Annotated in this window: 22 protein-coding genes; 3 read left to right on the top strand and 19 right to left on the bottom strand. The window is 60.9% G+C overall.

All coding sequences use genetic code 11. From position 1 onward, the window contains the following. Positions 1-56 precede the first annotated feature (56 nt). Positions 57-1,490, top strand: a complete 1,434-nt coding sequence (trmFO, locus tag AC1DE4_RS20570) for a methylenetetrahydrofolate--tRNA-(uracil(54)-C(5))-methyltransferase (FADH(2)-oxidizing) TrmFO (RefSeq protein WP_025659073.1) — start codon at positions 57-59, stop codon at positions 1,488-1,490. A gap of 88 nt (positions 1,491-1,578) precedes the next feature. After that, positions 1,579-2,175 carry a class I SAM-dependent methyltransferase gene (locus AC1DE4_RS20565; protein ID WP_025659074.1) on the top strand — a complete coding sequence of 199 codons (597 nt, stop codon included), beginning with the start codon at positions 1,579-1,581 and terminating at the stop codon, positions 2,173-2,175. Here AC1DE4_RS20565 and AC1DE4_RS20560 read toward each other — a convergent pair. The 8 genes from AC1DE4_RS20560 to yajC all read right to left on the bottom strand — a co-directional run bounded on the left by AC1DE4_RS20560 (position 2,148) and on the right by yajC (position 9,078). Then, on the bottom strand, positions 2,148-2,381 hold the full coding sequence (locus tag AC1DE4_RS20560) for a GDCCVxC domain-containing (seleno)protein (RefSeq protein WP_082728492.1): 234 nt from the start codon (positions 2,379-2,381) through the stop codon (positions 2,148-2,150). The two genes, AC1DE4_RS20565 and AC1DE4_RS20560, sit on opposite strands and share 28 nt — an antisense overlap. A 25-nt stretch (positions 2,382-2,406) precedes the next feature. Next, positions 2,407-3,444: an MBL fold metallo-hydrolase gene (locus tag AC1DE4_RS20555; RefSeq protein WP_025659075.1), complete on the bottom strand. Its 1,038-nt coding sequence runs from the start codon at positions 3,442-3,444 to the stop codon at positions 2,407-2,409. A 36-nt stretch (positions 3,445-3,480) separates the two neighbouring features. Further along, on the bottom strand, positions 3,481-4,140 hold the full coding sequence (locus AC1DE4_RS20550) for a peroxiredoxin (protein ID WP_018859373.1): 660 nt from the start codon (positions 4,138-4,140) through the stop codon (positions 3,481-3,483). 191 nt (positions 4,141-4,331) lie between these two features. Beyond that, positions 4,332-4,799 (bottom strand): hypothetical protein, encoded by a 468-nt coding sequence (locus tag AC1DE4_RS20545; RefSeq protein WP_025659077.1) that lies wholly within the window; start codon positions 4,797-4,799, stop codon positions 4,332-4,334. A 68-nt stretch (positions 4,800-4,867) separates the two neighbouring features. Then, a complete protein-coding gene (locus tag AC1DE4_RS20540; protein WP_025659078.1) occupies positions 4,868-5,719 on the bottom strand; it encodes a phytoene/squalene synthase family protein in 852 nt (283 codons plus the stop codon). A 2-nt stretch (positions 5,720-5,721) separates the two neighbouring features. Beyond that, entirely contained in the window at positions 5,722-6,108 is a 387-nt protein-coding gene (locus AC1DE4_RS20535; protein ID WP_025659079.1) for an Mth938-like domain-containing protein, read from the bottom strand. A gap of 4 nt (positions 6,109-6,112) precedes the next feature. After that, a complete protein-coding gene (gene secDF, locus AC1DE4_RS20530) occupies positions 6,113-8,674 on the bottom strand; it encodes a protein translocase subunit SecDF (RefSeq protein ID WP_025659080.1) in 2,562 nt (853 codons plus the stop codon). Positions 8,675-8,730: 56 nt separating this feature from the next. Beyond that, a complete protein-coding gene (gene yajC, locus AC1DE4_RS20525; RefSeq protein ID WP_018859378.1) occupies positions 8,731-9,078 on the bottom strand; it encodes a preprotein translocase subunit YajC in 348 nt (115 codons plus the stop codon). Between the two features lie 207 nt (positions 9,079-9,285). On the opposite strand from yajC, the gene AC1DE4_RS20520 reads away from it, so the two are divergent. After that, positions 9,286-10,158: an ATP-binding protein gene (locus AC1DE4_RS20520; RefSeq protein WP_025659081.1), complete on the top strand. Its 873-nt coding sequence runs from the start codon at positions 9,286-9,288 to the stop codon at positions 10,156-10,158. 52 nt (positions 10,159-10,210) lie between these two features. Here AC1DE4_RS20520 and AC1DE4_RS20515 read toward each other — a convergent pair whose 3' ends face one another. The 11 genes from AC1DE4_RS20515 to AC1DE4_RS20465 form a co-directional block, all read right to left on the bottom strand. Continuing rightward, a complete protein-coding gene (locus tag AC1DE4_RS20515) occupies positions 10,211-11,764 on the bottom strand; it encodes a peptidoglycan DD-metalloendopeptidase family protein (RefSeq protein WP_025659082.1) in 1,554 nt (517 codons plus the stop codon). Between the two features lie 137 nt (positions 11,765-11,901). Beyond that, complete coding sequence (locus tag AC1DE4_RS20510) at positions 11,902-12,555, bottom strand: protein-L-isoaspartate(D-aspartate) O-methyltransferase (RefSeq protein ID WP_025659083.1); 654 nt, start codon at positions 12,553-12,555, stop codon at positions 11,902-11,904. A 6-nt stretch (positions 12,556-12,561) separates the two neighbouring features. Next, positions 12,562-13,329, bottom strand: a complete 768-nt coding sequence (gene surE / locus AC1DE4_RS20505; protein ID WP_018859382.1) for a 5'/3'-nucleotidase SurE — start codon at positions 13,327-13,329, stop codon at positions 12,562-12,564. Positions 13,330-13,333: 4 nt separating this feature from the next. Beyond that, entirely contained in the window at positions 13,334-14,617 is a 1,284-nt protein-coding gene (gene serS / locus AC1DE4_RS20500; RefSeq protein WP_025659084.1) for a serine--tRNA ligase, read from the bottom strand. A gap of 90 nt (positions 14,618-14,707) precedes the next feature. After that, positions 14,708-15,535: a twin-arginine translocase subunit TatC gene (tatC, locus tag AC1DE4_RS20495; protein ID WP_018859384.1), complete on the bottom strand. Its 828-nt coding sequence runs from the start codon at positions 15,533-15,535 to the stop codon at positions 14,708-14,710. Next, positions 15,532-16,149 carry a Sec-independent protein translocase protein TatB gene (gene tatB / locus AC1DE4_RS20490; protein WP_025659085.1) on the bottom strand — a complete coding sequence of 206 codons (618 nt, stop codon included), beginning with the start codon at positions 16,147-16,149 and terminating at the stop codon, positions 15,532-15,534. The genes tatC and tatB overlap by 4 nt, the downstream gene beginning before the upstream one ends. A gap of 49 nt (positions 16,150-16,198) precedes the next feature. Then, positions 16,199-16,396: a twin-arginine translocase TatA/TatE family subunit gene (locus AC1DE4_RS20485; protein WP_007532194.1), complete on the bottom strand. Its 198-nt coding sequence runs from the start codon at positions 16,394-16,396 to the stop codon at positions 16,199-16,201. Between the two features lie 185 nt (positions 16,397-16,581). Beyond that, positions 16,582-17,262, bottom strand: a complete 681-nt coding sequence (scpB, locus tag AC1DE4_RS20480) for an SMC-Scp complex subunit ScpB (protein ID WP_051420040.1) — start codon at positions 17,260-17,262, stop codon at positions 16,582-16,584. Positions 17,263-17,294: 32 nt separating this feature from the next. Further along, positions 17,295-18,155 carry a segregation and condensation protein A gene (locus AC1DE4_RS20475; protein ID WP_477882705.1) on the bottom strand — a complete coding sequence of 287 codons (861 nt, stop codon included), beginning with the start codon at positions 18,153-18,155 and terminating at the stop codon, positions 17,295-17,297. A 21-nt stretch (positions 18,156-18,176) separates the two neighbouring features. After that, positions 18,177-19,190 carry a beta-N-acetylhexosaminidase gene (gene nagZ / locus AC1DE4_RS20470; RefSeq protein ID WP_025659088.1) on the bottom strand — a complete coding sequence of 338 codons (1,014 nt, stop codon included), beginning with the start codon at positions 19,188-19,190 and terminating at the stop codon, positions 18,177-18,179. 126 nt (positions 19,191-19,316) lie between these two features. Next, on the bottom strand, positions 19,317-22,259 hold the full coding sequence (locus AC1DE4_RS20465; RefSeq protein WP_025659089.1) for an SPOR domain-containing protein: 2,943 nt from the start codon (positions 22,257-22,259) through the stop codon (positions 19,317-19,319). Positions 22,260-22,303: the final 44 nt, after the last annotated feature.

The following is a 22,303-nucleotide window of genomic DNA, read 5'->3' as shown; positions in this document are numbered from 1 at the left end:
ATCAGTCGCCAATTCTTCGGTTTCCTGCGCCGGCCCAGCGTGGTAATCAGCCGCGCATGAACAAGACCTTTTCCCATTCTCCCATCCATGTGGTCGGCGGCGGGCTCGCCGGCTCCGAGGCAGCCTGGCAGATCGCAAATGCCGGCGTGCCGGTTATTCTGCACGAGATGCGCGGTGTGCGTGGCACCGACGCCCACAAGACCGACGGCTTGGCCGAGCTCGTGTGCTCCAACTCCTTCCGCTCTGACGACGCGACCAGCAACGCGGTTGGCGTTATCCATGCCGAAATGCGCATGGCGGGATCGCTGATCATGGCGTGCGCCGACAAGCATCAGGTCCCCGCCGGTGGCGCGCTGGCCGTCGACCGCGACGGTTTCTCGGACGCCGTTACCAAAGCGATCCAAGAGCACCCGTTGATCACGGTCGTTCGTGAAGAAGTAACCGGCTTGCCACCGACAGAATGGGATCTCGCCATCGTTGCCACCGGCCCGTTGACGGCACCTTCCCTTGCAAGCGCCATCCAGGCCGAGACGGGCGCGGACGCGCTGGCCTTCTTCGATGCAATCGCGCCGATCGTTCATCGGGACAGCATCGATATGGATATCTGCTGGTACCAGTCGCGCTATGACAAGGTCGGTCCGGGTGGCACCGGCAAGGATTACATCAACTGCCCGATGACCGAAGAGCAGTACAACGCTTTCGTCGATGCCCTGATTGCCGGCGATACTGTCGGATTCAAGGAGTGGGAAGGAACGCCTTACTTCGACGGCTGTCTTCCGATCGAGGTGATGGCAGAGCGCGGCCGCGAGACGCTGCGGCACGGCCCGATGAAGCCGATGGGCCTGACCAATGCGCACAACCCGACGGTCAAGGCCTATGCCGTCGTTCAGTTGCGCCAGGACAATGCGCTCGGCACGCTCTACAACATGGTCGGCTTCCAGACGAAGTTGAAATACGGGGCCCAGGCCGAGATCTTCCGCATGATCCCGGGGCTTCAGAACGCCGAATTCGCTCGCCTCGGCGGCCTTCACCGTAATACCTACATCAATTCGCCGACGCTGCTCGACCCGTCGCTCACGCTCAAGTCCCGCCCGGGCCTGCGCTTTGCCGGGCAGATTACTGGCTGCGAAGGCTATGTCGAAAGCGCCAGCGTCGGCCTCATGGCTGGCCGGTTCGCCGCTGCCGAGCGAAAGGGAGAAGGAGTATCCCTGCCGCCGGCAACGACGGCGCTCGGCTCGCTGCTCGGCCACATCACGGGCGGACACATCGTCAACGACGAGGAGCCGGGCAAGCGGTCGTTTCAGCCGATGAACATCAATTTCGGCCTGTTCCCCGAGCTGGAGCCCGGCTCGATTGTCAAACCCGAAGGCGTGAAGCGTTTCCGCGGCAAGGACAAGACGATCATGAAGCGGCAGCTGATCGCCAAGCGGGCGCTTGCGGATTGTGCCACCTGGCTCGGACAGGACGTCAAGCTCGCGGAGAGTGCGTAATCGAGCCGGGAGCCTACCGATCTAGCCATCGACAGGCGTCTCGTCGCTGTCGAAATTCTGTGTGGTGAGACCTCCTCGGGGGCGTGACATGGCAGCATTGTTTCAAGGCACGTCCATGCCGGACAGGGATTGGTGGTCTGCGCTGTGGCCTGATCCCCAAGGGCTGCTTCAACAGATTGGCATCCGGCGGGGCATGAGCGTTCTCGACCTTTGCTGCGGCGACGGTTACTTCACCGGCCCGCTCGCAGCACTGGTCGACGGACGGTTGGCGGCGCTCGATCTCGATCCCGCCATGATCGAGCTGGCAAAGGCCGAAGTTGAGCGCAGCGGCGCGTCAGTTCGCCAGTGGATTTGCGCGGACGCCACGTCGGCGCTGGCGAAACACCTTGACGAACCGGTCGATTTTGTCTTGATCGCCAATACCTTCCACGGCGTTCCTGACCAAATAGGTCTCGCATGTTCCGTAAGGGAAGTTCTGAAACCGGACGGCCTGTTCTGCATCGTCAACTGGCACCCGGCTCCGCGAGAGGAAACGGTGGTCCTAGGCAAGCCCCGGGGACCGCGAACCGAGATGCGCATGTCGCCCGAAGCGGTTCGTACCGTTGTTGAGACTGCTGGCTTTTTCATGCAGCGGGTCGTCGATCTGCCGCCCTATCACTACGCGGCCGTGTTCGAGGTGGCCTGACAACACCGCGAGATCGCGCGGGTTTGAATCGGCGGACACGGAACCGACCCGTATGAGCAAAAGACGCAGCAATCGCCGTGCTTCGCCTTAAGCGTCGCGCCGCAGCCCTGGCATTCGTGGAACCAAACGCAGGCATCGACCGGCATCGTTTCCACTGATCGGTGCCCGCAGATCGGACAGGTCAGAATCGATTGCCGCTGCACCATTTTATCGCTTGCCATAGGGCGCTCGCTAATGCGCGATCGGTCCGTCCGCCTTCTTCCAGGCGTCGATGCCGCCTTGAATATGAAAGGCCAGCGGAAGACCGGCGTCATGCGCTGCCTGCACGGCCATTGCCGATCGTTCGCCGAACGCGCAATAGAAAAGCAGCCTCTTGCGGGTTGAAGTTGCCAGCTCATGCAGCGTACCGCCAGCGCCTATGCTTTCCTCGAGCGAGGGATAGGGGACGTGAAGAGAGCCCGGGATCGTGCCGTTTCGCTGCCGTTCGGCATTCTCGCGCAGGTCGACCAAGGCGACGTCGCCGAGGCCGACGACGCCCAGCGCTTGCTGCGCCGTCAGCGCCCAGCCATGGCGCATTACGTTGTCCTGGTTCATCCCGACCTTCATGTTAGCCGGAACGGCTACGTCCATCATCTTCGGATTGGCCAGTTTCAGATTGTTCATCAGATCGGCATATTCATCGGCGGATTTTACCTGCAGGCGTGGATTGAAGGCCTTTTCCTCGCCGATGGTCGAGACCGTATCGCCCTTGTAGTCGTGTGCAGGGAAGACCATCGTCGATTCCGGAAGCTTCAGCAGTCGGCCAAAGATCGACTCGTATTGCGCCCGGGGATCTCCATTCTGGAAATCGGTGCGGCCGGTGCCGCGAATGAGCAGGGTGTCGCCGGTAAAAACGCGGTCGGGCAAAACGAAACTGTAGGAATCGTCGGTGTGTCCCGGCGTATAAATCACATCGAGGGCGAGTCCCTCGATGGTCAGCTTCTCATTGTCCGACAGACGCATCGAAACGACGTCGGCCTTTGTTTGCTCTCCCATCACGGTAATACAATGGGTCTTGTCGCGCAGCGCGCCAAGACCTGTGATGTGGTCGGCATGGAGATGGGTATCTACGGCCTTCACGAGCTTCAGATCGAGCTCGTGAATGAGCTGAAGATAGCGATCAACCCTTTCCAACACCGGATCGATGATCAGCGCCTCGCCGCCGTTCCGGCTTGCCAGCAAATAGGAATAGGTGCTCGACACCGGATCGAACAGCTGCCGGAAGATCATCCCCACCTCCTTCGTGGCGGCTTGCTTTGCGATTGCCTATCCGTGCGGTTGCGGCACGATCCTGATATAGGGCTTCGGTGCTCGCCAACCTTGCGGGTATTGCTTCTTTGCGTCGTCGTCGGAGACTGAACCGGCGATGATCACGTCCTCGCCGTTCTTCCAGTTCACTGGCGTTGCGACCTTGTGCTTTGCAGTAAGCTGCAGGGAATCGATGACCCGCAGCACCTCATCAAAGTTGCGCCCCGTGGTCATCGGATAGACCATGACCAGTTTGATCTTCTTGTCAGGCCCTATCACGAAGACGTTGCGGACGGTCTGATTGTCGGCTGGAGTGCGCTCGGTCGGATCGCCGGATACGAGCGCGGGCAGCATGTTGTAACGCTTCGATACCGCGTAATCGACGTCCGCGATCATCGGATAGTTTGGACGATAGCCCTGCGTTTCCTCGATGTCTATCATCCAGCTGGTGTGGCGTTCGAGCGGATCAACGGAAAGACCGATAATCTTCACACCGCGCTTGTCGAATTCGGGTTTGATCCGCGCCATGTAGCCGAGTTCGGTCGTGCATACGGGGGTAAAGTCCTTCGGATGCGAAAACAGCACTGCCCAGGAGTTGCCGATCCACTGGTGAAAACTGATCACGCCTTCGGTCGTCTGAGCTTCGAAATCCGGAGCGGTATCATTGATTGCAAGCATCACGCACCTCCATCGCGTTTGTGAATACAAACTCAAACTAATGCCGGATAGCGTAAATCTTGCGCCTATTTCGGACCGTAGGCAACGGCAAAACGGCCGCGGCGACGCGTCGCGCGGGCCGCGCCGACGAGGATGATTGTAAATGCGGGACGGCCGCAGCGAAGGGATATCCCGGTTCGCCAGGACCTTTGCTACTGGCCGTTTGCGACCGTGGGATTGTGCGACGGCAATGCCTTGTCAGGCTCGGCCACGTAGTTGCCGAGCAGCCAAAGTGCGACCTCCGACGCCACCCTGGCGGACGCGAATTCAAAGGTGCCGCTGTAATGTGGTGCGTCGAGGAACTCTATGTTGAGGCCTCGCCCGGTTTCGGAGCTGAGCACACGCACCCTTCCCGGCTCAAGAACATGGCACGAATAGTGCCGCTGCATATTCCGCATGATGCCGGCCTTGTTGTCATGCAAACGCACGAACACCGCCTGCCCATCGGCAGTCGCCTGCAACTGGCGGATTGCTTCGTTGGGGAAAGCCCGGTTGAACTCGATGATCGCGAGCCCGGTATCGTGCAGGCCATCTTCCTTGTTCTGCGCCGCCATGCGCGTCGAAATGAAGGCGATGAAGACGACGATCGCGAATATAACGCACCAGACGATTATGCTCACATCCCTCTCCGATCAAATCGACAACGGCGTCTTTATAACGCACGAGCCTTGCGCGAGTTTAAACAGGGTCAGATTTTCTTGCGCATCAGCGCAAGCAGCATGCCGGCCTGGCGCCGAAACTGCGATCGCTGGATCTGCCGATCGAACAGTCCCGCGCCTACCTTCTGGGCGTTGGAAAGAATCGGCTCCGCCATGGTGACAGGCAAAAAGGCGGGAAACACCGACTGCGGTATTGCGACACGTCTCGCCTTGGCAAGATGGTCGCGTCCAAGTCCCGCAAAGGCTTCGATCGCGGCAGAGATTCGCGGCTTGTCCTCGCCGGCGAGAAACGCATCACGATCGAGCCCGGTAGCGGACAGGATTTCAAGGGGAAGGTAGAGCTGGCCGCGGTGGCGATGCAACGGCATCAGGAGCAGAAGACCGGCGATGGCCTGCGCAACGCCCGCATGCCCAGCAGCCTCGGCAGATGCGGTGGCCGCCTCCGGCGCAAGCACGAGACTTGCCAGTTGGATCAGCGCAGACGCCGTCTCGCCGGCATACCCCTCAAGTGAGACCCGCGTCTCCATCGGATCGTCGTAGAGATCGAAGATGCGGGCATCGATCATGTTGACGAGGGTCTGCGATGGCAGGCGGTGGGTTTCAATCGACGACAACAAGGCGGCGGCAATCGGGTTTGCCTGGGTGGAGCCGTGCGCGCTGCCCTCCAGCAGATCGCGCCAGTACTGCATGCGAACCTCCCCTGGAAGGGGATCGTGCACCAGATCGCGAATGCGCGCGAGCTCGGCGTTGAAAGCGTAGAGAGCTGCCAGAGCGCCCCGCCTTACTTCCGGCGCCAGCAGGCAAGCCAGATAGCGGTCGCGGTCGTTGTCACGCAGCATCGCCAGGCAAATGTCCTGGTTCGTCAAAGACTGCTCCGCCATTGTCAAACCGCGATCAGTGCCGCGGCGACAGCGCGGGATTCCATGAGCATGATATTGAAGGTGCGGACGGCCGCGCCTGTGTTCATGGGATCCGAGGAAATACCTGCAGCCTTGAGCGCGGCCTTCAGATCAGGCGGGATCGGACGCATGTCGTCTCCCGTCCCGATCAGCAGAACCTCGATCCCGGCTGCTTCATCGAGCACCTTTTGAAAATTCTTGATCGACAGAGACTTCGACATGTCCATGTCCCAGCCATAGATGCCGGACGGCAGGCAAAGGATCGACCCGCGATGAGACATGTCAGCGAAACGGAAGCCGCCATTGCCGTAGGTATCGATGGGCGCACGTCCAGGAAAATGCGCCTCGCGGATTTCTATGCCTCTTGCCATATTCTCACACTGCCGGATTGCCGGGGTTCGTATCCGGCTCGGCCACTTTCTTGTTCTGATCGTTGTCAATCGCGTCAGGGCGGAGCTTGAAGGCTATCAGCACGGGCGCGGCTATATAGATGGAGGAAAAGGTGCCAATGGCAACGCCGAACAGCATCACAAAGGCGAACGGGCGGATCACGTCGCCACCGAAAAGGCAGAGCGCCAGGAGCGCCAGCAACGTCGTTGCCGCCGTCAAAACGGTGCGCGACAGCGTCTGGTTGATGGAAGCATCGATCAGGATCGGCATAGGCATCTTGCGATAGCGCTTCAGATTCTCGCGCATCCTGTCGTAGACGACGACTGTATCGTTGAGCGAATAGCCGACGATCGTCAGGAGGGCCGCAACGCTTGTGAGATTGAATTCCATGCCGGTCAGTACGAAAAGGCCTAGCGTCAGGATGATATCGTGGAGCGTCGCGATAATCGCGCCGATCGCGAATTGCCATTCGAAGCGGAGCCAGATGTAAAGCAGGATGATAGCGAGCGAACCGAGTATGCCCAACGTCGCGGCCCTGGTCAGTTCGCCTGATACGGCGGGGCCGACAACCTCGACACGCCGGATCTCATAGTCGTCGCTCAATTCATCACGCAGCAACGTCATGGCAGACTGTTCGGCATTCTCGCCGCCGCCTTGCGCCTGGATGCGGACCAATGCCGTCGACGGGTCCGAAAGGCGGCGAGCCTCAATGGCCCCGATGTTCAGATCACCGAGGCGAGCGCGGATATCATCACGATCGGCAGCTCCTTGCTTCGCCTTGACTTCCACCAGCGACCCGCCCGCAAAGTCGACACCAAGATTTGCACCGACTGTCGCGAAGCCGACCATGGCGAGAATGGAAAGCACGGCCGACACCGTGAAGGTGTAGCGCCTGATGCCCATGAAACGGATGTTCGCGCGGTCGAAAATGCCCGTCTGAACATCCCTTGGCAGATGCCGCGGGTGCTTGCGATGCAGCCAGGTAACGACAATCCAGCGCGTCAGCGTGAAGGTAGTGAAGACCGTCGTCAGGATTCCCGCGGCCAGCGTCACTGCAAAACCGCGGACGGTATCGCTGCCGAGATAATAGAGAATGACGGCCGCAATGACGATCGTGACGTTGGCATCAAGGATCGTCATAAATGCCCGGGAGAAGCCGTTGTCGATCGCATCCGCGAAGGAGTGACCGGCTTTCGCCTCCTCGCGAATGCGCTCGTAGACAAGCACATTGGCGTCGACGGCCATGCCGATGATCAAGACGATACCTGCGAGGCCGGGCAGCGTGAGTGTCGCGCCGATCACGCTCAGCACAGCAAGAATCAAAAGCAGATTCAGGACCAGCGAAATGCCGGCAATGATGCCCAGCTTGCGATAGAAGGCAAACATCAATCCGGTGACAAGGATCGCAGCGACGAAGCCGGCGATCAGACCGGCGCGCTTTGATTCAGCCCCGAGGATGGGGCTGACGGTGCGCTCCTCTACGGTCGTCAACGTCGCCGGCAGAGCGCCGCTTCGCAAGATCAGCGCAAGATCGCGGGCTCCGTCCTCACTGAAGCTGACCGGCACCTTCCCGGTGCCGTCCAGGATCGGCGCATTGATCAGAGGCGCCGCCATGACCTGATCATCGAAAAGTATGGCAAGGTGCCGACCGATGTTCTGGCGAGTCTTCTGCGCGAGGCGTTCGGTCCCTTCAGCATCCAGCTTGTAACTGATTGCGACTGAATCCGTGTTCGCATCGGCGACGGCCTGAACGTCAACGAGATTGTTGCCCGTCACGAAATCAGTGCGGTCCACGAGATAGGGAACGGGCGGATCGTCGAGCGAGTAGAGAACCTCTGACGTCGCGGGCCAGCGACCGGCAAGGGCCTCCTGCCCCGACATGCTTTCATCGATCAGCCGGACGGAGAGCTGGGCCGGCTCGCTCAGAATATTCTTCAGGCGCTCGACGTCGACCGAGCCCAGTGCCTTGACGTCGATACGATCGCGCCCGTCTCCGCGGACTGAAAAACTGCTAATCCCAATGCCGGCGATGCGACGCTCCACAACCTCGACGGACTGCGTCCGAGCGGCCGCGATACCTTGGTCGATGCTAGCGTTCGAAATTCGTAGCGTAAGCTGTCCGTCATTGCCCTTCTGCAGGGAAACATTCTGAACCGAGCCACCGAACCAGCCACTTTTCGTGCTCACGGTCAGCGCGCTCAACGCATTGACGGCAGCATCCACCTGGCTGGCAGCGGTAATCTTGACGGTGATCTCCTGATCGTTGCCGGTCAGGCCAGTGTAGCGAATATTGGCTTCGCGCAACTTACCGCGCACATCCGCGACTGTGCGTTCGAGCTGGTGCTTTACGATATCAGCGCGTTCTATCTGGAAAAGCAGATGGGAACCGCCCTGCACATCGGGGCCAGGAACAATGTGGCTATGAGCCAGCCATAGGGGCAGCCTCGAACGCTGCCCTTCAGACAACAGATTTGGGGCCGCGAGTATCACGGCCACCACCACCAAAACCCAGATCAGGACGGCCTTCAAGCGGGAAAAACGGTGCATTTTCTCTCGACTATTTCCGACCCGGCCTAATCCGGTTCACATCTTGGTTTGCAATACTATGCTGCGTCCGCCTTGACTGGCTCACCCTTGACGCGAACTTCCGAAATGCCGGTGCGGACGATGCGAACGCGAACGCCGTCTGCAATCTCCACTTCGAGTTCTTTGTCGTCAACAACCTTGGTGACCTTGCCGACGAGGCCACCGCCGGTCACAACCTGATCGCCACGGCGGATCGCCTTCAGCGTTTCTTCCCGCTTTTTGGCCTGGGCGCGCTGCGGACGGATCAGCAGGAAATACCATACAACCATCAACGGCACGAAAAGAATGATCATTTCGAAGCCGGAACCGAACGGCGACGCCGCGGTATCGGTGGCAGCCTGGGCAAATGCCGGGGTGATGAACATGCTAAACTCCTCAAACTTTCCGGAGGCGGAACTCCGCCTTTCTCGGGTGGCCGGACTATAATTGCGGTCTTTGCGAATGCAACAGAAACAGCTGGAAACCGTACCGATTCCGCTGCCTCATAACCTTTCCGCTCGTAAAAGGCCATGCTACGCCGCAGGCAAAAGACACAGTACACTGGTTGCAAGCAGAATTCAGGAGGAAGGCCCATGGCCGGAGACGTCAACAACGCCATTCTGACGGAGCTGCGCCGGCTCACAGATGCGATCGATCGGTTGGCGGGGCCGCCGCCCGCATTGAACGACTGGAACGCGGCCGACTGCTTCGTCTGGTCCCCTGCCCGTCAGCATCTTCAGCCGGTTGCACGGCCGAACCGCGTGGCGCTGAAGCTCATCCGCGGTGTCGACCACGTGCGCGATATCCTGCACGAGAATACGGTGCGCTTCGCCGAAGGCTTTCCGGCCAACAACGTTCTTCTCTGGGGTGCGCGCGGCATGGGGAAGTCGTCGCTGGTCAAGGCTGTTCACGAGGATGTGCGGCGCGAGAGCGGCGTGTCGCTAAAGCTGGTGGAAGTGCATCGCGAGGATATTGCGAGCCTCCCGACGCTGCTCGATCTTCTCAAGGACACGCCGCACCGTGTCATCGTCTTCTGCGACGACCTTTCGTTCGACCATGATGACACGGCCTACAAATCGCTCAAGGCAGCCCTTGATGGCGGCGTGGAAGGTCGACCGGACAACGTCCTGTTCTATGCGACCTCGAACCGGCGCCACCTGCTTCCGCGCCACATGATGGAGAACGAGCAGTCGACGGCGATCAATCCTTCGGAGGCGGTCGAGGAAAAGGTTTCGCTGTCCGACCGGTTCGGCCTTTGGCTGGGTTTTCACAAATGCAGCCAGGACGACTATCTAACGATGATCGACGGCTATGCCGACCACTTCAGGCTGCCAATCGATCGCGAGAAGATGCATGCGGAGGCGCTAGAATGGGCCACGACGCGTGGCGCACGTTCGGGCCGTGTTGCCTGGCAGTACATTCAGGATCTCGCCGGTCGGATGCGCATCGCACTCGACCGTGCATAATGACAAAAGCCCGGCTTGAGGCCGGGCTTTTGAGCATCCTCGGACGCAATACCTATTCGAGGAAGGTAATCGGGTTGACCGGCGTCGCGTCCTTCCGAACTTCGAAATGGACCTGCGGCTGCTTGACGTTGCCGCTCATGCCGGAGACGGCGACCGTCTGGCCGCGCTGGATCTTCTGGCCGCGGGCAACACTCAAGGTATCGGCGTTGCCGTAGACGGTGACCGTACCATCGTCGTGGCGGACGAGGACCGTATTGCCGAGTTCCTTCAGGCCGTTGCCAGCATAGATGACCACGCCGTTTTCGGCCGCCTTGATCGGCGTACCTTGGGGCACGGAAATGTCGATGCCGTCGTTGCGGCTGCCGTTGACGTTGGCGCCGTAGGCGGCAATGACAGCTCCACGAACCGGCCAGCGATACTTGCCGATGCCGGTAGCCTCGGGTGCGGCGGATGCCACTTCCTTCTTGGCAGCCTCATCCACCGTCTCGGTGGCGACAGGAGCCTTGTAGGTTGCCGGCTGCGCGGCAGCAGTCGACGTTGCGGAGGCGGGCTCGGCGACTGGCTTCGGCTCTGCCTTTGCCGGAATGGAAGCCGTCTTCATGCCATCCTTAGAACCACCCGGAAGACTAAGCTCCTGACCGATGCGAATAGAACCGGCCGACAGGTTATTGGCGGCCTTCAGATCGTCGATGCTGGTGCCCGTCGCCTTGGCGATCTTGGCGAGCGAGTCACCCGGCTTGACGACGTAGGTGCCGCCGGCGCCCTTTGGCCCCTTGCCTGCACCGGCCGCAAGTTTGTTGGACAGATCGGCATTTGCGACTGACTTGTCACGGGCGGAGTTCGCACCCGGAACGACCGCAACGTTCTGTTCCTGCTGCTTGTTCGGTTGCGGCAGATGCCCACCTTTGGAGAGGTCGGCGCTTTGGGCGGCTGCCTTTGCTGCATTGCCTCCATTGAATGTCGGGATCAGGATGATCTGGCCCGGCTTGGCGGCAGCGGCAGCCTTGAAGCCGTTGACGCGAAGGATCTCCTTCTCCGGCACACCGTAGCGGTTGGCGAGTGTCGTGATGCTTTCACCCGGGCGAAGTGTGACGGACGGCGCATTGGTTGCCGACCAGCCGGAAACCTTGGGGTTCGTGCCGGTGACGATCGCGTCTGCCTTCGGTGGAACGAGAATGGGCGCCGACTTCTTCGGAGCAGTGGCGGCAGGGAATGGCTGGGCGAGTGCGACTTGCCTTTCACGGGATGGCGCTGCCGGTGCAACGGCGGAGGGAGCCGCGAGTTCGGAGCGCTGGACGGAAACAGGTGCCGAGGCCATGCGGGCGCTGGAGGCGCCATAAGCGGGCTGCGCGGGATAAGGCTGGCTCGTTGCCTGGCTACTTGGCGCGTAGCCGCCCTGTGCCAAATCCGCCTGCGGCACCGGATCGGCCTGCATACCTCTGCGAGGGATTGAGTTGGTCGTCATCTGGTCCTGACCGGATGACGAGAAGAGACCACCGAAACGTGTCACATCGGAACTGCAACCCGTTGCCGCACTCGCCAGCAAAGCCGCTATCAGGACATTACCGGCAGACTTGCCCACTCTTGGCGAAAGACTGAAACGCATGACTCGACCCACTGATTAACGCAACCATTTGTGGGTTTATTAAAGCGCGTTAGTATTACCACGCGGTTAAGGTGCCGGAATCCGCGAGATTTTTTTGAGGGATTGCTAACCATAGCAGCGCTTGCGAGCCAGTCGCCCTAGAGTTGAGATGCGAGACGAGGGACGATCGGAAGATAGGGTGTGTCGAACAGCTCCTCGCGCTCGAAGCGGCTGCCCGTTTTCGTGAGCCGCACGAGGCGACACTCGTTGTCGGAAATCATCAATGGAGCGATCATCGAACCGCCGGAAACGAGTTGGTCGGTGTAGAACCGTGGCATCGAATTGAACGCAGCGGTTACGACGATACGGTCGAAGGTCCCCTCTCCCTGCAGACCGGCACTGCCGTCAGCCTGGCGGATGATGACGTTTCGCAGTCCGAGCGAGTCTATGCGGCGCTGCGCATTCGTCGTCAGTGTCTTGTAGCGGTCGATCGTCAGCACGCGCTCGGCCATGCGAGCCATGACGGCGGTCATGAAGCCGCTGCCGGTGCCGACCTCGAGCACGCGTTGCCCGGGTTTGATTTTCAGGTGATGAAGGATCCTGACCGCGAGATCGACGCCCTCGATGAAGGAGCCGCATTCGATCGGGATCGTGCGGCTCGAATAGGCCTGCTCGGCAAACTGTGCCGGCACGAACAGCGACCGTGGCGTCTGCTCGACTGCTGTCAGCAGGTCCAGATCGGACACGCCTTCGGCTCGCAGCCTCAAGACGAGCGCCGCAAAACCTTCCTTCTCCACCAACCGTGCCGTCAAAATAGTCTACTCCGTACCCGAAAGCGCCCGCGCGACGCGGTCCTGTACGGAATAATCAGTCAGATCCAGTTTCAAAGGCGTTACCGAAATCTTGCGGCTTCTCAGGGCGTGAATATCCGTGCCTGCGACGAAGGCGCCGGCGCGTTCTCCAAACCGGAGCCAGTAATAGGGCAGGCCGCGCCCGTCGGAACGGGCATCGACCTGCAGGTTGAAGGCAAGCCGCCCTTGTGCCGTCACTTCCACGCCCTCGACCTCTTCCGGCCGGCAATTCGGAAAGTTCAGGTTCAGGAAGGTGCCGTCAGGCAGGTCGAGCGATATGAGCTTGTCGAGAAGTGCCGGCGCATGCGCCTCGCAGACCTCCCAGGGGACCACCCTTGCCCCGTCTTGGTGCAGATAGGCTTGGCTCAACGCAAAGGAGCGGACACCCTGCAGCGTGCCCTCGATCGCCCCGGCGACGGTGCCCGAATAGGTCACATCATCGGCGACGTTAGAGCCTGAATTGACGCCCGAGAGCACCAGGTCGGGCTTGACGTCCATAACCTGCTTGACGCCCATGATGACGCAATCGGTCGGAGTTCCGCGCAGCGCGAAATGCTTGTCGGAAATCTTCCGAAGCCGCAACGGCTCGGAAAGACTCAGCGAATGCGCAAGGCCGCTCTGGTCCGTCTCCGGCGCGACAATCCAGACATCATCGGACAGCGTCCGCGCAATCCGCTCCAGCGCCGCGAGGCCTTCCGCGTGAATGCCGTCGTCGTTGGTGAGCAGAATGCGCATCGGCTCAGGCCGCCCGTTCGATCTTCGTCAAACCGCCCATGTATGGCAGCAGAGCATCGGGAACGGTCACGGAACCATCCTCGTTCAGGTAGTTCTCCAGAACCGCAATCAGGCAGCGGCCGACCGCCGTGCCGGAACCGTTCAGCGTGTGGACGAACTTCGTCGCCTTGTCTTCCTTGCCGCGATAGCGCGCATTCATACGACGCGCCTGGAAATCGCCGCAGACCGAGCAGGACGAGATTTCACGATAGGTGTTCTGGCCGGGCAGCCAAACCTCGAGGTCGTAGGTCTTGCGCGAACCGAAGCCCATGTCGCCGGTGCAGAGCGTCATCGTGCGGAAATGCAAGCCGAGGCGCTTCAGCACCTCTTCGGCGCAAGCGGTCATACGCTCGTGCTCGGCAAGCGAACTCTCGGCATCGGTGATCGAGACGAGCTCGCACTTCCAGAACTGATGCTGGCGCAGCATACCACGCGTGTCGCGTCCGGCAGAGCCTGCCTCCGATCGGAAGGACGGGGTCAGCGCGGTGAAGCGAAGCGGCAGTTTCTCCTGGTCGAGGATTTCCCCCGAGACGAGATTGGTGAGCGTCACCTCGGCGGTTGGGATCAACCAGCGGCCATCCGTTGTCTTGAACAGGTCCTCCGCAAACTTTGGCAGCTGGCCGGTGCCGAACATGGCATCGTCACGAACCATCAGCGGCGAGCTGACTTCGGTATAGCCGTGCTCGCGCGTATGCAGGTCGATCATGAACTGACCGAGCGCACGCTCCAGCCGCGCCAGCGGGCCGGTCAGCACGGTAAAGCGCGATCCCGAGAGCTTCGCAGCCCGTTCGAAGTCCATGTAGCCGAGCGCTTCGCCGATTTCGAAGTGTTCCTTCGGCGTATGATTCCAGCGGGGCTTTTCGCCGACGACTCGGGCAACGGAATTGTCGTGCTCGTCCTTGCCAACCGGCACGTCATCGTGCGGGATGTTCGGAATGCGCGACAGCGCATCGTTCAGTTCGTCCGTCGCCTGCCGCTCGCCCTCTTCCGCGGCCGGAAGCAGCGACTTCAAGTCGGCTACTTCGGCCTTCAGCTTTTCAGCAAGTTCATTGTTTTTCTGGGCCATCGCAGCGCCGATCTCCTTGGAGGCGGCATTGCGGCGGGACAGCATGTCCTGGACGCTTTGGATGGCCGAACGGCGCTTTTCGTCGATCGCAATCAGGTTTTCGGACAAAGGCTCGGCACCACGCTTGGCAAGTGCCGCATCGAGGGCTTCGGGATTCTCACGGATCCATTTTATATCGAGCATCGTCGTTCCAGGTCGTTGTAAAAAGATAACCCGGCCAAAGCCCGGCTAGGCCTCGACCGGATGCTTGGAAGCGCTCATTGAGGGAAATCGTCAGACGTTGTCCGTCTTGGCAACGTCCGTGTTTCCTTCAGCCTCTTCGACCGCCTCGCGGGCACGCTGGCGCTCCACGAGTCGCGCCGCGTAGATGGAAATCTCGTAGAGAAGGATGGTCGGCAGTGCAAGGCCGATCTGGGACATCGGATCGGGCGGCGTCAGCACCGCTGCCACGATAAAAGCGAGCACGATCGCGAACTTGCGCTTCTCGGCCAGCCAATCGGAAGTCAGCAGCCCAACACGGGCGAGCAGCGTGGTGATGACAGGAAGCTGGAAGACCAGGCCGAACGAAAACACCAGCGTCATGATCAGGCTGAGGTACTCAGAGACCTTCGGAAGCAGCGAGATCGCGACATCGCCCTCACCCGGCGCCTGCTGCATGGTCAGGAAGAACCACATGACCATCGGCGTGAAGAAGAAATAGACGAGCGAAGCACCCATCAGAAACAGGACCGGCGACGCAATCAGAAACGGCAGGAAGGCCGCGCGCTCGTTCTTGTAGAGGCCAGGGGCGACGAACTTGTAGATCTGCGCCGCGATAATCGGAAAGGCGATGACCAGGCCGCCGAACATGGCGACCTTTACCTGCGTGAAGAAGAACTCCTGCGGCGCGGTGTATATGAGCTGCGCCTTGGACACGTCTAGATGCGCCCAGGTCACCGCCCACTTGTATGGATAGACGAGCACATTGAAGAGATGCTTGGCGAATATGAAGCAGGCGATGAACGCGACGAAAAACGCACCGATCGACCAGATCAGCCGCGTACGCAACTCCATCAGGTGTTCGATCAGTGGCTGCGGCTTGTCTTCGATTTCACCGCTCATGCGTCGTCCTTCTTCTTCTTTGCTGCCGTCTTCTTCGGAGCGGCTGTGGCGGCAACTGCCGCAGGCTTCTTGGCGGCCGCTGTCTTCGTCGAAGTCCGCTTGGGCTTTCCGACCGGAGCAGCAACCGCGGCAGGCGCAGGCTCCGCCTTGGCGCGCGGTTTATGGGCCGCCTTCGGCTTTTCCTGGGCTGCCGCATTTTCCACGCCTGCTGCAACAGGCGCCGGTGCTACGACCGGCGGCGTCTCTGGCAGGCTCATCAACGGCTCAGGAACCGATACGGCAGCCGGCGGAACTTCGGTCTTGTTATCGACCGTCGTCGCCTTCTGCAGGTCAGCCTTGATTTCGTTGCCCATCTGGCGAAGCGGGTTCATTGCTTCGCGCAAGGTGTTGACGGGGTTCAGCTTCTGCGCATCAGTCAGCGTCTGGCGAACTTCGTCCAGATCCGCTTCACGCAGGGCCTCGTCGAACTGGGCACGAAACTCACCGGCGACCTTACGAGCGCGCTGCGTCATCTTGCCGAACGCACGAAGCATCGGCGGCAAGTCCTTGGGACCAACCACCACGATCAATACGACCGCGATGACAAGCAGCTCGGTCCAGCCAATATCGAACATTCAAGGCTCCTGAACGGGAAACGTGGGGGCTACGTTGCCCGGAAGTGGATTACTTCGTCTCGTCGGCCTTGTGATCGACGGTCTTGGCAGTCGTGGACTCAGGCGCGTCTTCGTCGTTCATGCCCTTCTTGAAGCTCTTGATACCCTTGGCGACATCACCCATCAGCTCCGGAATCTTGCCGCGACCGAACAACAAAAGCACGATGACCAGAACGATCAGCCAGTGCCACATGCTAAAAGAACCCATTACGCTAACTCCCTGTTGCGATGTTTCCAGATGTAAGAGCTTCCTACACCAATTCCAACATCAAAGTTCCCCTTGGATTGTCGCTTAATGTCACGGGATCGCCCTCTGTGACAAGAGAATACACATCCGAAAAACTATGATCGGCATTGTTTTCGCGATGCGTGGCGGAACCAAGACAAATCCGATTAGTCTTCGGACCCGCCGCCCGGTGCAAGCAGGCCGAGTTCCTCAAGATCGAGTTGCGTTATTGGATCTTCGTCCTCGGTCAACTCGTCGCTCATCATAGGCGATGGTACATTGAAATTGGCCGGTATGCGACCGGAGAGCAGCCCTGCCCCCTTCAACTCTTCAAGCCCCGGCAGGTCGCGGAGTTCTTCCAGGCCGAAGTGATCGAGGAAATCGCGGGTGGTGCCGAGGGTGACAGGCCGGCCCGGCGTGCGCCTGCGGCCGCGAAACCGAACCCAACCCGCCTCCATCAGCACGTCGATTGTGCCGCGAGAGGTCTGCACGCCCCTGATGTCCTCGATTTCGGCGCGTGTCACCGGCTGATGATAGGCAATGATCGCCAATACTTCCAGGGCCGCGCGCGAGAGCTTCTTCGTTTCGTTCTCGTCGCGCCGGATGACGAAAGAGAGATCAGCGGCCGTTCGAAACGCCCACGCATCGTCTACCTGGACGAGGTTGACGCCGCGATGGGCATATTGCTCCTTCAGGCGCAACATGATGGCGCGGACGTTGAACGTGCGAGGCAAGCGATCTGCGATGAAGCTTTCGGAAACGGGCTGGGCGGACGCAAAGACCAGTGCCTCGGCGATGCGCTCTGCCTCGGTCTCCGCACGAACCTCGTCGTCTGAATCTTCCACCATTGCGCTATCGATGTGTTCGTCTTCCAGATCGGTCACGCCGGTCGCTCCTGTTCGACGACCTGCAGCGTCGCATGCTTGGGGCCCCGCCGCATGTAGAGGGGCCGGAAGGCTCCATCCTGCCGGATTTCGAGTTTGCCTTCGCGGACCAGCTCCAGCGAAGCCGCGAACGCACTGGCAATCGCCGTGACCCTGTCTTCCGGAGACGACATGTAACGCAACAGATAGGATTCGAGTGCAGTCCACTCGCTGACCTCGCCGAAAATGCGGGTCAGAAGCTCGCGGGCGTCCGTCAGCGACCAGACGTTGCGGCGCGCGATGGTGACCTGCGTCACGGCCTGACGCTGCCTGAGCGACGCGTAGGCCGTCAGCAGATCATAGAGGCTTGCATCATATGCGGACTGATGCCTGTCCGGGATGTGCTCTGGGGCGCCGCGAGCGAAGATATCCCGTCCGAGGCGGTTGCGATTGACAAGACCGCTCGCGGCCTCGCGCATCGCTTCGAGGCGTTTCAGGCGGAAGGCGAGCGTCGCCGCCATCTCCTCGCCGGAGGGCCCGTCGTCCTTGGCCTGCTGCGGGATCAGCAGACGCGATTTCAGGTAGGCAAGCCAAGCGGCCATCACGAGATAGTCGGCAGCAAGCTCTATCCGTATCCGCCGCGCGCTTTCGATGAACTGCAGATATTGCTCCGCCAGCGCAAGAACGGAGATGCGGGACAGATCGACCTTCTGATTGCGGGCGAGATAGAGCAAGAGGTCGAGGGGACCTTCGAAGCCGGCAACGTCGATCAGCAGGGCCGGATCGGAGGTCGCGCGCTCAGCACCGCTCTCCTGCCACAGCTTGTCCATCGGCGTAGCCGCCGTCTGTGGCCGTTCCGTGCCCTTGGTCGTCGTCACCCTGCCCTGTTCCTTTCGCAATCAGACCGTTGCAAACATCGCATCGAATTCGGCCCGAAGCGAGGCCTCGTCGGCCTTGTCAGCTGTCGGGAAGCCATTCAGCACCGCTTCTGCCCGCAAAAGCGACTGGCCTTGCAAGACCGGTACGTTTGCGACCACCTGCTGCATTTCGTCCATGTGGCCATTGCAATGCAACACGATATCACATCCACCGCCGATGATGTTGGCGGCGCGCTCACCGATCGTACCAGCAAGCGCGTTCATCGACGTATCATCGGAAAGCAACAGTCCTTTGAAGCCGATATGGTCGCGGATGACGCCGTCAATGACCTTGCGTGAGGTCGTTGCCGGACGCTCCGAGTCGATGGCCGCAAAGACAACATGACACGTCATCGCCATCAATTCGTTCTTCATGGCAATGAACGGCGGGAAATCGTGCGCCTCGAGTTCCGTGCGCGAGACGGTGACAACCGGCAGTTCGTGATGTGAATCCCCAAAGCCGCGCCCGTGGCCAGGCATGTGCTTCATCACAGGTAGAAGGCCACCCGCCTTCAAACCATCGGCAGCGGCACGCCCCATGGCCGTCACAGTTGCTGGATCACCGCCATAGGCGCGATTGCCGATCACGTTGCTGCTGCCTTCCACCGGCACATCCAGAACCGGCAGGCAATCAACGTTGATCCCGAGGCCCGAAAGATCGAAGGCGTGCAGCCGCGACATCAGCCATGCGGCTCGCAGGCCCTTTTCACTGTCCTGCCGATAGATATCACCAAGCTGTTGCCCCGACGGATAATGCTGGAAGATTGGCGGCCGGATACGCTGGACGCGTCCACCTTCCTGGTCGATCAGGACCGGCGCGTGCCAACCGACGGCGACTCGCATTTCCGCGACGAGGTCACTGATCTGTTGCGGCTCGGAAATATTGCGCCCGAACAGAATGAAGCCCCAGGGGCGCTCGGCGTTGAAAAACGCCTTTTCATCGGAAGTGAGGGATAGGCCGCTACAGCCAAGGATCATTGCTTTTGATTCGGTCATACCCGAATCATAGAGGTGCCTTGCGGAATTACGAGCCGCGTCAATCGGCATTCACAAAAAAAGCGGCGGACCAGAGGCCCGCCGCGGACCAGAGGCCCGCCGCTTTCATTGAATGCTTGCAGAAACTTACTTCGAGATAAGGCAGCTACCGCCTGCAGCACGGTACTTTTCGCAAATGGCCGCGGCTTCGTCCTTGGAGCCTGCCGGGATACGAAGGCGGTAGAACGTGCCCTTGCCCGCAATATCCGCCTTGCGGATCTCGTAGCTGCGACCGGCAAGCACGCTCGCGAACTTCTTCGAAAGGCTAGCGAAGGTCTTCTTCGCCTCTTCCTCGGAGGGAAGCGATGCGATCTGGACGCCATAACCGCTAGCTGATGCAGTCGGCTGAGCCTGGGTCGCAGCCGGCGAAACAGCGGCAACGTCCTTCGGCTTCTGGGCTGCCGGCGCTTCAACCGGTGCCTTCGCCGCATCGGTCACGGGGCGCGCTGCGGGAGCCGGTGCAGTGTCGCTCACCGTCGAGCTCTTCACGGCGCGAACCGGCGGATCGACATTCGCCGGAGTGGCGGCAGCCGCCTTGGCCAGCGCGTTTTCAGAGGGAGCCTGAGCCGCCGTCGGCTTGGTTGCTTCAACCGGAGTCGAACGGATGTCAGCGGCAGCAACCTGTCCCGACGCCGGGAAATTAGCAGCTGTGCCGCCAGCCGGCTTTGAGCCAGCCGTGATCTTCTGCGTCTGAACCGCCGTTGCCTTCGGCAGCGTCGGGGCCGCTTGAGGGGCCGGCTCGTCGCGGGCAACCAGAGTGCCGTCCGGTCGGACGATCATGGTGCGGACCTTGCGGGCGGAAACCGATGGAGCCTGATTGGCATTGTCTGCCTCGTCGGCAGCGGCCGTATCCTCGCTCGGCAGCAGGCGCGGATCCTCGGTGTCTCCGACAGGTGTCGCCATGGGCGGCGTCGCGATATCGCTGTCGTTGTCCTCAGGCAGCGTTTCCGGTGTCAGCGTGCGCTGCACGACGTCCACCGGCTGCTCGTCACTGGATACAAGCGCCTTCTGCTTCGGCGCCTCAGCAGCGGCCCCACCAACGCTGTCGTAAACAGCCTTGTCCTGGTTCGGCACGGTCTTGCCACCGGGGTTTTCCGGTACGACCTTAACCGGCTCGTTGTCCGCCGTGATCACGCGCGGCTCGCCGGAGGCGATGCCGAGGCCACCATCGCGGGCCAGGAACGTGTAACCTGCATAGGCGACACCGCCGAACACGACGATTGCCGCAGCGGCAGCCAGCATACGCTTCATCGAGCGTGCGCGGCTCATGTCCTCGGCTTCACTCGCCGACTGGATCTGTACCTGAGAAACGTTCTCGCGGCGCTGTACCGGCTCGTTGACGCTCCGGCGGAAGTCTTCTTCCAAAGCGCGCTCGAACTCGTCCAAGCCCTGCAATGGTGCCTGCTTGGCGACGGACGCTGCCGGTGTTGCAGTCGGCGCGACTGAGACGGGCGCAAGGGTCCGCCATTCCTCGACGACCGGTTTCGCGGGCATTTCCACCGGATTTGCGGGTGCAAGAAGGTTGGCGATCTCGGCGTCGACGTCGAAATCGAAATCGGAGGTCGCTACGACCGGCTCCGGCTGCTCAATAGGCGGCAGCACGGGCACGTGCATCTCTTCGACGGCTTCCGGATGATATTCCGCATCCGAGATCATCGAGGGATCGAACGGGAGATCGTCTCCGGCATCGGCCGTGAATGCGGGTGTAACAGGCGCCTTCACGACGAACGCTGCCTCGGCCGTGGCCTGGTGGATCGGGGCGGCAGCAACGACCGGAGCGGGCGCCGGCTGGAAAGCGGGCACCGGGGCAACCGGCTGAGGTCTGACCACCTCGACATGCTGTGCCTGAACTCGCGCCGGCTCGACCGCTTGCGGTTGCACCTTCACGGGCTCAGCAAAGTCAAAGTCGGCAAGCTCCAGCTCGATACCTTCAAGATCGAGTTCAAAGTCATGTCCAGCGAAAGGATCGTCACCTTCCGGTTCGGCCTTGGCCGTGGGAGCGGCCAGAGGCGGCTCGACCGGCTTCGGCAACGACGCCACTACGCGGGGGGGCTCCGGCGAGTGCGGAATCTCTGCGACATCGGCCGCAGGCGTGTTCTGACGCTCAGGAACAGGGTAATGCGATACGTCGGCGAGGAGTTCGTCGATATCGAAGGCAATATCGTCGCTCTCCGTCGGCGCGGCTTCGGTCAGCGCGGCATCGGCCTGAAGGGCACCGTCATCCTTCGCTGCAGCAGCCAGATCGAAGGCGCTGTGATCGATGATAGGTTCAGCGAACGGCGCCCCTTGAGGCACCTCAGACGCATCGTAAACCGCCTCGGCTTCTTCGTGCCGGTCGATTTCAGCAGGAAAGCCTGCGGCAACGGGCACTTCGAAAACAGCAGCGCTCTCCGACGCAGCGGCGACTGGCTCCGGCGCTACAACAGGAATAATCGGCGCGGGTGAAGGCTCATCGCGACGTGCCGGATGAAAGTTGGCGATCGGCAACCGAATGCTGGCCGCAGACCACTGGGGCGCCTTGGCGGGGGCCACCGAAGGAGCGGGAGCCGGCGACGCGCCGATTGACATCTCGAGTTCTTCGATCAGATCCCGTGCGCCACCTGAAATCTGCTCGCCCTCACGGACGGCATTCGACGCCCAAGCGGCAGGGGTGAGGTTGGAAGCCGCGTCCAAAGACTGATGGGCCACCGGCTCGCTCGCGACTTCAGGCTCGACAGCAAATTCCGGCTCGGCCTGGGCGACCGGCGAAAGATCGGCTTCGACAAGAGCCTCAAAGGCAGCTGGTTGCTCGAAAGGGGGTTCGGGCAGATCGAAGGAAGCCTCAGACTGAGGCGCATCGTAGCGCTCGAATTCGCGCAACAATTCATCCTCGAGATTGAAGGCCGGCTCCTGTCGGGGGGCATCTTCGACGGTATTTGCTGCTACCCGCGGCTCGAAGCCGACGATGCGGGCAAGTTCCGCCAAAGGATCATCGTCAGCAAAGAGGTCCGTATTCTTACGCGTGTCATACGCCCGCTGTTTGTCTGCCATACTCATCCCACTCGCAACTGCTAAGGTTTATGCCAGAGCATTGT

The organism is Rhizobium sp. 10N414 (genome assembly GCF_056394785.1).
This window is presented reverse-complemented; position numbering and strand designations above follow the sequence as displayed.

Coding starts and splice junctions, on each gene's coding strand:
- AC1DE4_RS20555 (WP_025659075.1), bottom strand. CDS start 3,444: ATGATCTTCCGGCAGCTGTTCGATCCGGTGTCGAGCACCTATTCCTAT.
- surE (WP_018859382.1), bottom strand. CDS start 13,329: ATGCGCATTCTGCTCACCAACGACGACGGCATTCACGCGGAAGGCCTC.
- secDF (WP_025659080.1), bottom strand. CDS start 8,674: ATGCACCGTTTTTCCCGCTTGAAGGCCGTCCTGATCTGGGTTTTGGTG.
- AC1DE4_RS20560 (WP_082728492.1), bottom strand. CDS start 2,381: ATGGTGCAGCGGCAATCGATTCTGACCTGTCCGATCTGCGGGCACCGA.
- AC1DE4_RS20540 (WP_025659078.1), bottom strand. CDS start 5,719: ATGGCGGAGCAGTCTTTGACGAACCAGGACATTTGCCTGGCGATGCTG.
- AC1DE4_RS20550 (WP_018859373.1), bottom strand. CDS start 4,140: ATGCTTGCAATCAATGATACCGCTCCGGATTTCGAAGCTCAGACGACC.
- AC1DE4_RS20565 (WP_025659074.1), top strand. CDS start 1,579: ATGGCAGCATTGTTTCAAGGCACGTCCATGCCGGACAGGGATTGGTGG.
- trmFO (WP_025659073.1), top strand. CDS start 57: ATGAACAAGACCTTTTCCCATTCTCCCATCCATGTGGTCGGCGGCGGG.
- AC1DE4_RS20515 (WP_025659082.1), bottom strand. CDS start 11,764: ATGCGTTTCAGTCTTTCGCCAAGAGTGGGCAAGTCTGCCGGTAATGTC.
- yajC (WP_018859378.1), bottom strand. CDS start 9,078: ATGTTCATCACCCCGGCATTTGCCCAGGCTGCCACCGATACCGCGGCG.
- nagZ (WP_025659088.1), bottom strand. CDS start 19,190: ATGACCGAATCAAAAGCAATGATCCTTGGCTGTAGCGGCCTATCCCTC.
- AC1DE4_RS20520 (WP_025659081.1), top strand. CDS start 9,286: ATGGCCGGAGACGTCAACAACGCCATTCTGACGGAGCTGCGCCGGCTC.
- tatC (WP_018859384.1), bottom strand. CDS start 15,535: ATGAGCGGTGAAATCGAAGACAAGCCGCAGCCACTGATCGAACACCTG.
- serS (WP_025659084.1), bottom strand. CDS start 14,617: ATGCTCGATATAAAATGGATCCGTGAGAATCCCGAAGCCCTCGATGCG.
- scpB (WP_051420040.1), bottom strand. CDS start 17,262: ATGGTGGAAGATTCAGACGACGAGGTTCGTGCGGAGACCGAGGCAGAG.
- tatB (WP_025659085.1), bottom strand. CDS start 16,149: ATGTTCGATATTGGCTGGACCGAGCTGCTTGTCATCGCGGTCGTATTG.
- AC1DE4_RS20535 (WP_025659079.1), bottom strand. CDS start 6,108: ATGGCAAGAGGCATAGAAATCCGCGAGGCGCATTTTCCTGGACGTGCG.
- AC1DE4_RS20485 (WP_007532194.1), bottom strand. CDS start 16,396: ATGGGTTCTTTTAGCATGTGGCACTGGCTGATCGTTCTGGTCATCGTG.
- AC1DE4_RS20465 (WP_025659089.1), bottom strand. CDS start 22,259: ATGGCAGACAAACAGCGGGCGTATGACACGCGTAAGAATACGGACCTC.